Below are 13,238 nucleotides of genomic sequence, written 5' to 3' on the forward strand. Positions count from 1 at the left end.
CCCTATTCATCTGTTGCTTCTCTTATGACCTCTTCCAAAAATGCCATTTCAGCAGGAGTATACCTATCCAAAAATCGGTACATGTCCATCTCCAGTCGTTGATGGTAATGTTCGTGAATCTCGTTTACCATTTCTCCTACTGATGTCAGCCGAAAAAAAACTTCCTTCTGATTGTCTTCCAGCTGATAGCGCTCGAGTAATCCTTTTTTCAAAAGCTTGACTGTTATTTTGGATATCGCACTCTTTGTTACCCCAATATGCTGGGCAATTGTCGTAACGTTGACTCGATCTTTACCCCCTACCTCTTGAAGGACGTGGAGCTCTGTTATGGATAACCTTCCAACTTTATCGTAATCAGGTACGCTGCTTCTGATATCGCGCAATAGCATTTCTTCGCGTTGCTTGCTGCGCTCCTCCTGTTTATGTAGAAAGGTGATCCATCGATTCCAAATCTTCTTTTTAGGGTCCAATGCAGCATCAGCTCCTCATCTATTTCAACTTTTGTTTCCAAGGAAACAAATTAACGATATCATGAGATTTCCTTTTGCGCAAGAAAAAACCGCAGCCCTGCATTCGCAAGCTGCGTTCGGAGACCAGTCTCTATCCATTTAGATTGCCCAATTCCTTGTCCGCACTGAAATGAGCACGAGCGGCCTCAAACACTTCACTTTCCGATCCGGCCGAGATTTTGAAGCTCGATACCACTTTCTTGCCGCATCGTACTTGAACATTATACTGTGAATCTCCATCATACGTTGACTCGAAATGATAATCTTCACCATTGACCTGAATGGTTTGTTCCATGGTTACACCTCCCACCTTAGTGTGACCAAGCAACATGGCAATCATCCTATATTTTGTTTCAAAAAAATCGTTTTTCCCGTTTCAGCTGACTCCATGGCCGCTTCTTTCCTGTGACGATATTCGCTCTATGAAGTAATAGGGGCACAACGCTGCTTTGTCAGCGCCGTGCCCCGTATATCCATTTTCTACAAATCAGCCATACGCTGTGCTTTTTTTCGCGCTACTCTCTTTTCGCGCATCCCCTCAAAGATCGAGTAAAGAACGGGAACCAATACAAGCGTTACAAGCGTGTGAAAAATCAAACCCGCTATTACCCCAGTAGCAAGCGGCGCCTCTAGTTCCGCTCCTTCCGCAACAGCGAGTCCCATCGGCAGCATACCGAGTATCGCTGTCAGCTTGGTCATAATCACCGGACGAACACGATCTCGCGTCCCCTGTACAATCGCTTCTTCCAACCCCATCCCCCGTGAACGGAGCAAATTGATTCTGTCAATTAAAAGAATCGCATTGGAAACAACAATTCCTACTAGCATGATGAGCCCAATCATCGCCATCTCCCCAAAGGTTCGCTGCGTGATCACGAATCCGAGAATGACTCCAACCAAGGCCATAGGCAATGACAGCATGATAATAAACGGCTGAGATAATCTCCCAAACTGCGCCACCATAATCACATAGATGAGGGAGACGACCGATACCAAGACGATGATTCCCTGGGTAAAGGTGTTATTCTGTTCCTTCAAATCGCCAGCGATCTCGATCTTGTATCCAGCAGGCAATTCCACAGTGTCCAGCTTCTCATTGATTTGTCTGCCCGCCGTACCGATGTCTGTGCCCAACAATTCTGCTGAGACGGTGATGATTTGTTCTCCTTTTTCATGTTTGATCGTAATCGGAGATTTGCTGAAATGGAAATCGACCAGTTCGTGTAACGGCACCTGTGCGCCTGTTTCGGTTCGAATCATAGTCTGTTGAAGCTGGTCAGGATGTGTCACCCATGTCTCTGGAAATCTGGCAACAATAGAAGTTTCAATACCATTTTGACTGATTGTGGAGAGGGGCTGCTCCCCAAGTAGCATGCTGATTTGGCTGTCCAATGAATCAGAGTCAACCTGTAATTGAGACATTGCCTCCTGATTCGGTGTCAGCGTTACCTTTTCCTTCCCTCTTTCAAAGTCATTCCGAATATTGACCACACCGGGGATGCTCCCCAGCATTTCTTCTACTTTGGTGGAAATCGACCGGGAAACCTCCAAATCTTCGCCCGCGACCTGCAACTCAATCGGGGCCGATTCACCTGAGAAGCCAAAAGTCAAACTCGTCCGTTCCACTCCGTCAACGGCATTCAAACGGCCGTTTATTTCTTGCATAAATTCTTCTTTCTCTTGTGTTCGTTGCGACTTGGTCACTACTGTAATATTTAACTCGACTGTCTCTTTCTTTGCCGTAAAAAAGACTTGATTCACGTCGGACAACTCTCTCAACGCTTTTTCCGCTTCCACTGCCGCTGTTCGTGCCTGTTCCAAGCTAGTTCCATCGGGCATCGTGAGCGTGGCAAAAATTTGATTCTCATTGGCATTTAAGCCATTTCCTATTTTTATCAATGGGAAGAGACTCAAGGCCCCTACAAACACAGCAAGAGCCACCAGCAATGTGAGAATTCGATGACGAAGGGTTACATGCAGTAATCGCTGAAAGAGAGAAACAATTCGATTTTTCCCTTTTTCGCTAGGGGACTGCAACTGTTTATCATGTTGAAGAAAACGCTCAGAAAAAATCGGAACAAAAAGAAAAGCTGCAATCGTTGAAGCTAGAATGGTAGAAGTAACGGTAAACGCAATGGTATGAAGAATAGGCTTCAGCCACTGTTCAAAATCTGCGACCACAAGGGGTAAAAACACAATAATCAAAGTTAATTGGGAAGCAAAAACAGGTGCTATGACTTCTTTTGATCCCTGAACGATGGCCTGTTTGAGCTGCATTCCCTTTTCTCTCAAATGATAAATACTCTCCAGAACAACGATCGCGGCGTCAACAATCAATCCGATGGACAAACTCAGTGATATCAATACCACCATGTCAATGTTATATCCGGCAGCTTTCAAAGCGATGAAAGTCATCAGGATGGAGAGCGGCAGCGTCGTTGCAATGACCATCGTGACACGCCAATTTCGCAGGAATACCCAGAGGACGAGGATTGCCAATATTCCCCCAATGACAACATCGCGACTCAAATTGCTGATCGCTTTTTTGATAAAGGAGACGGATTCAAACATAACTCTCAGCTCGTAGTTTCCGCCCGCCTCATTATTGATTTGCCTCACAACTTCCTCGACTTTTTTCTGTGTAGTGATCAGGTCACTCCCCTCAGCGCGCTTTACACTGATTTGTACAAAGAGGTTACCTTCTGTCATGGAAATAGCGTCCTTCACGCTTCCGCGCAGATCACTCACCATTGCCAATTGTTCGAGTACAACCTTGCCCTTGGGTGTCTTGATCAAAATGTTTTTGAACTCTTCTACATTTTTTAAGCTGTTGTCAATCATCACAACGGTGTCGAACCCGGGATTCTCCAATATCCCCACTGCTTTTTTCCAATTGGCACCCTGAAGCTGACCAACAACATCCGCCGCTGTCGTTCGATAGGCAGTAAGCCGTTCGGGACGAAACGTTATCGCAACCTTATTTTCAAAACCGTCCTCGGATACGACCACTTCCTTCACACCCGGGACAGATTCTATTCGATCCTTAATGGTCGTCTTCAGCAAGGTGAGCATGGTTTGTGTATCTGTACCCACCATTGCGTAGTCGATTAAGTCCTCATCACCCAAATTCGTTTGCGTGACGGTTACGGTATCTACTACTTTGGGAAACTCATTGCGCAGCCGATTCACAATATTTTGTGTCTCTTGCTTGACCTTTTCACCTTCCCCATCCTCTGCAAGGATCGAGATGCCAGAAAACCCCGTCCCTGTTTTCGATGAGAAATTTTTAATGCCAGCCACAGATTTCAATTCTTGCTCTATTTTTTTTGTGACCTTTTCCACCATCTCTTCAGGCGGCAACGCTCCTCCTGAAATATTCACTTCAATCCAAGGCAAATTCGTTTTCGGTACGAGCTCCACGTGGAAGGAAAAGAGAGCACCGATTCCGGTTAGCACGATGAGGAATGTGCACAAATAGAGGATCACTTTTCGTTTCAGCAAAAAGAGAATGACCTTGTCCATCGGTTACTCCCCTTTCACCGTAACGACTTCTCCTTCGGCATAGTACGTTATGCCGGAGATTAGGATTTGATTGCCTGACTGTAGGCCCGATAGAATCTCGACGTTATTTCCGAAAATTTGCCCCACTTCCACGTCGCGTCTCTTGATTACACCATTCTCGACAACCATGACGAAGCGCTGTGTTTCCTTAATTCCAACGCTTTGGACGGGAACGAGCATTCCATTCACTTTGCGTGTCATCTCTACAGTCGCGACCATCCCCTCTATCAACACGTTGTCTTTATTGGAAACAGCTATTTCTACAAGATACTTTCCCGTTTCCGCGTTAAGAATGGGGGAGATAAATGTAATGGTCCCTGTACTTTTGCCCTTACCCTCCACTGTCACAGGCACTGTGTCCCCTTGCTTGTAGTTTTCCATCACATCCAATGGGACATCGACCTTCAGCTTCACTTCCGAGCTATCAACCAGGTGAATGATACTTTCACCTGGTTGGGCAAGACTGCCTGTCTTTTGGGTCACATCGATGACCATACCGCTAAACGGCGCGACGAGTTGCGTTTCTTGAAGGGTTTTCTTTGCAAGCTCTACTTGACTGGCCGCTTGTTTCAAATCGGCATCTGCACTGGCAATCTCGTTGACTTCCGAACCCTTTAGCAACTTATTCAACGTAATTCGCGCCTCTTGTAACGAAATCTCGATTTGCTCTTTTTCCGACTGCGCAATGTCCAGCTCACTCTGTGAAATAGCGCCACCCTTAAACAGCTCTTGGGCTGTCTCCCATTTCTGTTGCGCATCCTTCAAACGCTTTTCTTGGCTGTCGACTGCCAAGCGTTGTTTGCTGATGAGATCTGCGCTTGCTCCTTGTAATGTTTTTGAACGCAACGCAGATGCACTTTGAACCTGGCTTTGTGCCGCTTCCAGCCCTTTTTGATAATAGCTTGTATTTAATGAACTTAATACCTGGCCCTGTGTCACCTTTTCCCCTTTTGTTACGTTCATTCGTTCAATCGTACCAGAAGCCCCAAAGGCTAAATGACTCTCCTGCTTGTATTCAACGAAAGCAGTAAGTGGTATCGGCAGGGAATCCATCTGTTTTACAGTGTGCACCTGCACTACCTTTTGTTTGGTTGGCTCTGTTTCCTGTTTCGTTTCCACTCCACATCCCGTGATGAACATCAGTACAACGGTCAAAACGACGTAGTGCATACTCTTCACGTAGAGTCCTCCAGTAGTTTTGTCATTGTCTTTTTGAATGAAACTGACATCATTTTCTCTCTCTAGTTATAATGATCTTGCTCAAGCAGACTTGTCTGTAGCAACCACCTGTTCTTCTTTTTGTTTAAAGTATTGACTCACTTGTTTGTTCAGATGAGCGATCAAGGCGATCACGAAAATGAGGGCACCTGAGACCAACAAGATATACGGCCAATAAACGGCCTCCATTAAAATACCGTACAACCAGATCCCAAACGGTACGGCCACTCCGGTAAAAGTGCCGACCACACCAAACATGCTGGCACGCAAATGCTCAGGCGTGTTCAATTGAACAAAGGTAAACATCGGGATGTTCCCCATGGAGTTGAAGATTGCGGAGACCAATAAAATCCCGACAAACACGCCCGTAATGATCCACGAGGCGTTACTCGTTTCCGGAACAAAAATCGGAAATACCCACGACATCAAGAGAATCCCCTGCAATAGAATCAAAAGGAAGATTTTATTCTCAACGTATTTGCTCACCTTTTTCATAGAGACAATAGCCGCTCCGATAATGATCCCGATAAACCAGGAGGACTGAATAAAGGAGAATTGCTCCATCGATACTTTTTCGACTCGATAGGCAATATGCAGCAGCCCCACATACATGAGCGGAGGGAAAATAAAGTTGAGCACAAGGAAAATCAGGAACAAGTACTTGATGACAACCTGTTCTCGGATATATTGGAAGACTTCCTTGATTGTGTCTGTATAGCTTTGCGTTGTCTCCTGTACAACCTCGGTCTTGCGGAAACGGAGGAACATCTGCATGATCCCTGCTCCGATAAAAGAAAGGCCATCAATCAGCAAAATCATTTCCATCCCCAGTAACCCATAGGCAACCGCCCCTACCAAAGGACCCGCTACATTGAGAATGGCACTGATCGCTTGATAAATAGAGTTCATACTTCCTACTCTATCCTCGTCTACCAGCTCAGGAATGGATGCTTGCAAAGCGAGATACGTAAAAGCCTGAATAGTACTGATCACGAAGGCGTATCCGACAAATAGCCATAGATTCGTGGGAAACTGAAGGAAAAACAGTAAAAACAAGAGAACTAGCGCACCGCTTAGCAGCTCGGTGACAACCATGATTTTTTTCTTGTTGTGTCTATCAATATAGGCGCCTGCAAAAATATTAATTAGCACCCCTGGCAAGTACGAAAAGCCCAAAACAGTTGCAAATGCAGCGGAAGAACCCGTCACATCCGCAATGTACAGAGCAAGAGCAAATTTGTAGACACCGCTACCTAATTCTGTGATAAAACGAGTAATAGAAAAGAGAAAAATATTTAATCCGTATCCGTATGTTTGGTTGCCCATCTTAACCTCCCTGAATAGTAATCCCTCTAGGTGACTATTTATTTCGGCAAGATGAACCCGCTACACCCCTCGGACAATAAATCCGGAATAGAGCGGAATCCATCTGCCGACTTCCAATACGATTCCTAGGCGACTCTTAGCGTATGACTAGAGGCAATCCCATCAATTTTTTCGCTTCCTGCTCCAAAATCACTCGCAACTTCCTTTCATCCTCGCGATATGGCAAAGCCATAAAAATAGTCATTTTGCCCATGGATGTATAGGAAGCCTCAAAGAGAATACGCTTCTTTCCTTTTATAAACAGGTGATCGTATTCACTTGGTTGACTCTGGTTTTGCTCACCCAGAAAGTTGCAAATAATCGGTGTCATCTGCATGCATCGGATGAGTGAGTGGTTGGAAAGAGGATAGTTTTCCGTTACATCAGGATTTTGCACAAGATTGGTGAAATGGATATTCCTCTCCTTTGTGAGATCCAACTGAACTTTCACATACGCTTCCAACTCATCAAGACTCCACGCCGGATCAATATGAAGCGGAATATGATCGATACACTCACCCAAGACATCGAAGAAATGGTTTCCCATAAAGGATCTGCCAAAGTTCATGAGGAAGACGGGTGCCTTATGGACTCCGTAACTTCTTTCACAAAATCTAGCTAAAAGAGCAATCGGAATCCGCGCATTTTCTGTCTCCTGCGGGTTGTCCATATCCAGTTCGCAGGTAACAATCGTGTAGCCGTCCAAAGCAGATGAAGATGAAAGCTGTCTTTCTATGGACAAAAGACTATTCTCAAATTCGTGAAGATCAAATTCCTCTATGAGCTGCTGATCTTCGATTCCGATTGGACCTTTGGTAATTTGCTGGACGAAATCCCAATACGTATTCCGCTCATTTTCCGAGAGGTCTGTGCCATTTTCTAGCGCTTCGTAATACAGATTTATGTCGTTTTGCAGAACCTCACTGCTAATAAAATCAAAAATGAGATGCGATGTCGGGAATATGAACGAGTACTCTTTCTCGCTTTCTTTCAGCAAGATCACTTTGTAAGACAAAGAACCGATCGAATCATGCTGCTTGTAAAAATATTCACTCAGTAAAAGCTGGCGTACCTCTTCTTTTCTTTCATCCGAATCGCTCGATACATCAACAACAGGGAGCGCAATTTCACTAGGGCAAGGATATTCCTTCCAATATGGCTCTTCTTCCTCAAAAGCCAGCGTGCATCGCAGTAAATGATGCCGCTCCAGGACATCAAGAAAGGCCTTTTCCAGTGTCTTAGGATCGATCATCCGCTCAAAGCGAATCACTGTTCCAGAAATGTCCTTTTCCTGTACATGATAGCGCTGTGAAGGTGACATCGGACGTCTGATAAAAGTCTGCTGATTGACGATCGCCTCCGAATAACGAAGGAGCATCTGATCGAGGTCATTGACGAGACGCTCCTGCCATCGCAACGATTCATTCTCATCTAGTGCAGCCTCTCGGATATGATTCCTCTCTTTTTCCCATGCTTTTTGCGAGAGATCCAGATACTGAATGGCGTGCGGCTGAATCACAGGTTCACAAGACGTACGCAATAAGGACAGTATTTCTTGGTGTTTGTCCCGCGCATTTTCTTCCACGTAGAGAACAGCTCGGTGCTTGCTGCCGAAGGGCAATTCTACATAGTTGCTTCGCACTTGAAAATGAGCGTAGATCAAAGTTTCCAGCTCTTTTTTATCTTGTGCTTTTGTGGTGCGAATCCGGCTTACGGTATCTAAATATCCTGCTAGCGCTCTGACTGTGTCATATTGGAAGATCGTTTGAATCTTTACTTCTATTCCTTCCTTATGAAGTCGTGCTACCAATTGGATCGCTTTGATAGAATGCCCGCCCAGATCATAAAAATGGTCATCCACACTGATTTCCTGTAGGTCGAGCACTTCTTTCCAGATTTCCGCCAGCCTAATCTCCTGCTCTGTAACAGGTGGATTCAGCTGCTTACTTGCCTCCCTGATCATGGCAGGCTCAGGTAATGCTTTCCGATCTATTTTTCCGTTAGGGGTTATAGGCATTCTCTCAAGGACGTGGATATACGTTGGTACCATATAGGCCGGAAGGGTGGCCAAAAGCTCCTGACGCAAGTCTCTGTTCCAATCAGGCTGCTCCCAGACCAGATAAGCAATCAGGCAGGCATCTCCTCCCTGCTCTTTTTTGGCTAGCACGACCGCTTCCTTCACACCTGCCTGGGATAGGATCACGTTTTCAACCTCATCAAGCTCGATACGAAAACCACGTATCTTGACCTGATTGTCCATCCGCCCCAAATATTCCAGACTTCCATCGGCAAGCCATTTCACCATATCTCCCGTCTTGTAGAGCCTCGAACCGGCAATAAACGGATCTGCCACAAATTTCTCGTACGTCAATTCCTCGCGATTGATGTAGCCATCAGCGACGCTAATACCCGCGATAGCCAACTCACCAGGAATTCCCTGGGGCTGCAAATGACCGTGCGCATCCAGCACGTATACTTTTGTGTTGGCAATGGGCTTTCCGATTGGCACTTGCTGTGGCAGCCTTTCTTGCCCTTCATACGTCCAAGTCGTTGCACAAATCGTTGTTTCGGTTGGACCGTATGCATTGATGTATCGGCAATGCGCGCTCCATTTATGGACAAGCTCCCAGTTTGCCGTGGAACCTGCAGTGATTAATGTCTTCAATTTCGGGAAATTTTCCGGCTCCAAATACGTTACAAAGGTAGGTGGAAGCGTCGCAACTGTTACTTCATGCCGTAATAGATACTCACTGAAAGCCTGCGGATCGAGTACGACATCCTTTGAAACAATGACCAATCTCGCTCCCGTCAACACCCCCATCGTAAACTCCCAGACAGAGGCATCAAAGGAGATGCTGGCAAACTGCAACACCTTGTCCTCTTGGGTGATACCGAGATCGTTGATGAAAAACTGCTGGAGGTTAGCGATTCCGACGTGGTGCAGCCTTACCCCTTTTGGCTTCCCCGTTGACCCGGATGTATAAATGACGTAGGCCAGGTCACTGGCATGATGAAGGGTCTGTACATCAAGTGAGACATCATTGTATACGCTCCTATCATCAAGATTGATCAACGCTGCTTCAGGGAGAATACGCTCTGCATACGATACAGTCAGATCATGGACCAAAACAATGCTTACCCCGCTATCTTCGATCATATAGCTGATGCGTTCGCTCGGATGGTCGGTACTAATGGGAAGAAAGGCACCACCCGCTTTTAAAACGGCCAAAATAGCGAGGCTGTATGCAGTAGAGCGCTCTACCATCACAGCAACAATGCTCCCTGGTTGTACCCCTTTCTCCCGCAGCATGTGGGCCAACGCGTCGGATTTGTCATCTAATTCCCGATACGTGTATGTGCCTTCCTGATCGACCACGGCAATGTGATCCGGTCCCTTTTTGACCTGTTCCTTAAATAGCTGGTCAATGGTTAGCGTTTGATCAACTTGCATCTCCGTGTCATTCCATTGTTGCAGAATGAGTGCCTGTTCCTCGTCCGTGACCATTTGTATTTTTGCAATCGGCAGGTCGGGATTATCGACGACACTTTGAATCAACTGATTAAAGTGCGCTCGTACTTTTTGCAGATAGGCATCGCTGTATGCAAGTGCATTATAGATAAAGTGAATTTCTAATTCCTTTCCGGGAATAATGCACAAGTTGAAGTCGTAGCTGGTTTGCTCATATCCTTGGACATCCGTGATTCCGAATAAACCGCCTTTTCCATCTTCGTCGAATGCCTCTTCCGTCAATGGATAGTTTTCAAAGACCATGAGATGCTGAATCAGGTTTTGTTTTAATGCGGTTTCGGACTGAATATCCGCCAGAGACAAGTATTGGTAGCTGCTTGTGGCTGTGAAGAATTGTTGCACCTGCCGAAGCAACTCTGAAAATGTCTGTTTGCCTTCACTGCGAATTCGCATTGGGATCGTATTGACAAACAATCCAACCATTTCTTCTACGCCAACGAGTTCAGAAGGACGTCCCGAAACGACTGATCCGAAGACAACATCATTGGCATAATTGTATCGTTGCAGCAATAATCCCCAGAGGGAATGAAAGACGATGCTCAGTGTCACATCATTTGATCTCGCTATCTGCTCCAAACGGGCAGTCGTTTCCCGATCCATGCGAAACACGATCGATTCTCGTTGGTACCCCTTACCGGTTGAAATCGTTTCAACCGGTAAAGGAGATTGCTGATCAAATCCATCCAAGCTATCTCGCCAGAACGAGAGTCCCTCTTGTTTGTTTTGCTTGCCAAGCCAAGTGACATAGCTACTGAAGGAATACGGTGGAGCCAGCTCAGCCTTCTTATTTTGAAGATAAGAGCGATAGATATGGAAAAAGTCTTTTGCGATAATCCCTAAGCACCAGCCATCCATAATAATATGGTGGAAGCTCCACACCATCTTGTATTTTGATTCGCTCAATTTCATTACGGTAATCCGAAACAGCAGATCTTTTTCCAGATCAAATCTGTTGCGCCGATCTCTTACAAGAAACTGCTCCACAAATGCTTCTTGCTCATCCTGAGTCAGGTCAGAGATGTCCTCGATCTGAATAGCTGCTTCTCTTTGCTTCAACACGATTTGCAGAGGCTTTTTACTATCTTTATAGTGAAAGACTGTTCGTAGGATATCAAATCTTTCGACGAGGTCGCGAAAGCTCTGATCAAGGAGATCAAGCCGCAACGACTCCTCCATCGTAATCACCGTTTGTTCGAAGTGAACCTCTGATTCAGGATGAAGGATAAAGTGATACAGCATGCCTTCTTGCATAGGTGTCAAGCGGTATATATTTTTAATCTGAACACCATTCAAACCTCATCACCATCTATCATTGAATTTTTTCACCCAGCAGTTGGGAAAGATGATCTAATTCCTCAATGGACAGCTCATCGTATGTGAAATCTGTTGGGCTTTGCTCGACTGACTCTTTCGATAAGCAGTGCGTAATGATTTCTACGATCTTATCTCGGTAGGCATCCACGAGGCGCTGAATGGTTCCTTCTTCAAACTCTTCACGATGATACGTAAAAGTAAGTGTCAGCTTGCGATTCACCACCATTCCATTCACATCAAGCGCAAAGGATCGAATGGCGGTCGGACTGATTTCTCGCCCCGGTGAAAGAGCGGAAGTCGTTATGCTGCCAGATTCCAAGTCTGTATCGAACTGTCCCAAGTAGTTAAAACTGATCTCGGGCTTTACCTCGAACGTTAATGGGACTTCGGTTTGTCTCGCAGACAGATACTGTAAAATACTGTATCCAACACCTTTGTTCGGCACACGCCGCAGGCTGTCTTTCACCATTTTGATCGGGTAGCCAAGGGATTCCGATCGGCTCATATCCAGTACGAATGGATACTGGGCTGTAAACCATCCGACGGTGCGTGAAACATCGATGTCCTTCACGATCTCTTCTCTGCCATGTCCCTCCAGATTGACGAGCACATGATCTATCCCCGCCCACTCTTTTACCGCCAAACCTAACGCCGTAAGCAACAAATCATTCACTTCCGTGTTATAAGCCTGGTGGCTCTGCTTCAGCAGCTTTTCTGTGTTGGCTTCATCAAGTTCGATGGTGACATCTGTTGTATCTTGCATAAGCAGTGCCCCAATCGTTTCCGCCTTTGCCAGAGGAGAGAATGGCATTTCCTCGACCTGCTTCCAATATCCGATTTCCTGTTGAATCTCGCTTCCCCGCGCATATTTTTGCAATTCTTCTGACCATGTTTGATAGGAATCGGTTTTCATAGGCATAGCAGGCTCTTCTTTTTGCAGCAAGGCGTCATACACTGCATGGAAATCTTCGAGAAGAATCCGCCATGAGACACCATCCACTACGAGATGATGAATCACGATTAACAAGTGATCTCCTGCATCTGTTCGGAAAAGGCCGAGATTGACCAACGCAGTATCTGTCAAATCGATCCCTTCCTGAATGAGCTGCGCTGCTTGCTCCATCTCCACTACGCTTTGAGCCGGGAACTCTCTGATCATAATGGGGACCTGGCACTCGTCTAGTTCCCTATGTTCCTGCACAATGTCCGACCCATTCATTTGGAATTTCATTCGTAAAGCATCATGATGCTCCATCAGCTTCATAAATGCTTGTTGAACCAGTTTTGGATCAAAGCCAGCTTCACTGAACAACATGACAGATTGATTGTAATGATGCGGGTTCTGATAGTTTTGTTCAAAGAAGTTCATCTGGATCGGTGTCAACGCTACTGCTCCCCTTACAGGCCCTTGATCAATCTGTCTGGTCAGCGTCTGGAGATATCTTGCTGCACTGCGAATGCGCGGGTTTTGGAACAAGTCTCTCAATCGGAGCTCATACCCATGACTCCTCAATCTCGCTATCATCTGAAGAGCTTTAATGGAGTCTCCCCCAAGCTCAAAGAAGTTGTGTGTCACACTTACTTGCGCAAGTCCCAGCACATCCTTCCAGATGGTGACCATGATTTGTTCCTGTTCATCGGACGGCTCTACGATGTGTTCCTCCACCAAGAGAGAGCGATCAGGAAGGGGGAGTTTTTTCCGATCCACTTTTCCAACAGCCGTAATCGGCATAGCGTCTAAT

7 protein-coding genes are annotated in these 13,238 nt (G+C 45.9%); all 7 read right to left on the minus strand.

Going from position 1 to position 13,238, the window contains the following annotated elements; translation table 11 throughout:
* Positions 1 to 2 precede the first annotated feature (2 nt).
* A complete protein-coding gene (locus ACQ5DJ_RS07890; RefSeq protein WP_429841957.1) occupies positions 3 to 470 on the minus strand; it encodes a MarR family transcriptional regulator in 468 nt (155 codons plus the stop codon).
* A 130-nt stretch (positions 471 to 600) separates the two neighbouring features.
* Entirely contained in the window at positions 601 to 804 is a 204-nt protein-coding gene (locus ACQ5DJ_RS07895; protein WP_167497587.1) for a hypothetical protein, read from the minus strand.
* A gap of 185 nt (positions 805 to 989) precedes the next feature.
* Positions 990 to 4,031, minus strand: coding sequence for an efflux RND transporter permease subunit (locus tag ACQ5DJ_RS07900; RefSeq protein ID WP_429841958.1), 3,042 nt, complete (start codon positions 4,029 to 4,031; stop codon positions 990 to 992).
* Between the two features lie 3 nt (positions 4,032 to 4,034).
* Positions 4,035 to 5,240, minus strand: a complete 1,206-nt coding sequence (locus tag ACQ5DJ_RS07905; protein ID WP_429842016.1) for an efflux RND transporter periplasmic adaptor subunit — start codon at positions 5,238 to 5,240, stop codon at positions 4,035 to 4,037.
* Positions 5,241 to 5,330: 90 nt separating this feature from the next.
* A complete protein-coding gene (locus tag ACQ5DJ_RS07910; protein ID WP_429841959.1) occupies positions 5,331 to 6,614 on the minus strand; it encodes an MFS transporter in 1,284 nt (427 codons plus the stop codon).
* Positions 6,615 to 6,750: 136 nt separating this feature from the next.
* On the minus strand, positions 6,751 to 11,475 hold the full coding sequence (locus ACQ5DJ_RS07915; protein ID WP_429841960.1) for an amino acid adenylation domain-containing protein: 4,725 nt from the start codon (positions 11,473 to 11,475) through the stop codon (positions 6,751 to 6,753).
* A 16-nt stretch (positions 11,476 to 11,491) separates the two neighbouring features.
* Positions 11,492 to 13,228 carry a condensation domain-containing protein gene (locus ACQ5DJ_RS07920; protein ID WP_429842018.1) on the minus strand — a complete coding sequence of 579 codons (1,737 nt, stop codon included), beginning with the start codon at positions 13,226 to 13,228 and terminating at the stop codon, positions 11,492 to 11,494.
* Positions 13,229 to 13,238 lie beyond the last annotated feature (10 nt).

It is taken from the genome of Brevibacillus sp. FIR094, assembly GCF_050477165.1.
Taxonomy (GTDB): domain Bacteria; phylum Bacillota; class Bacilli; order Brevibacillales; family Brevibacillaceae; genus Brevibacillus.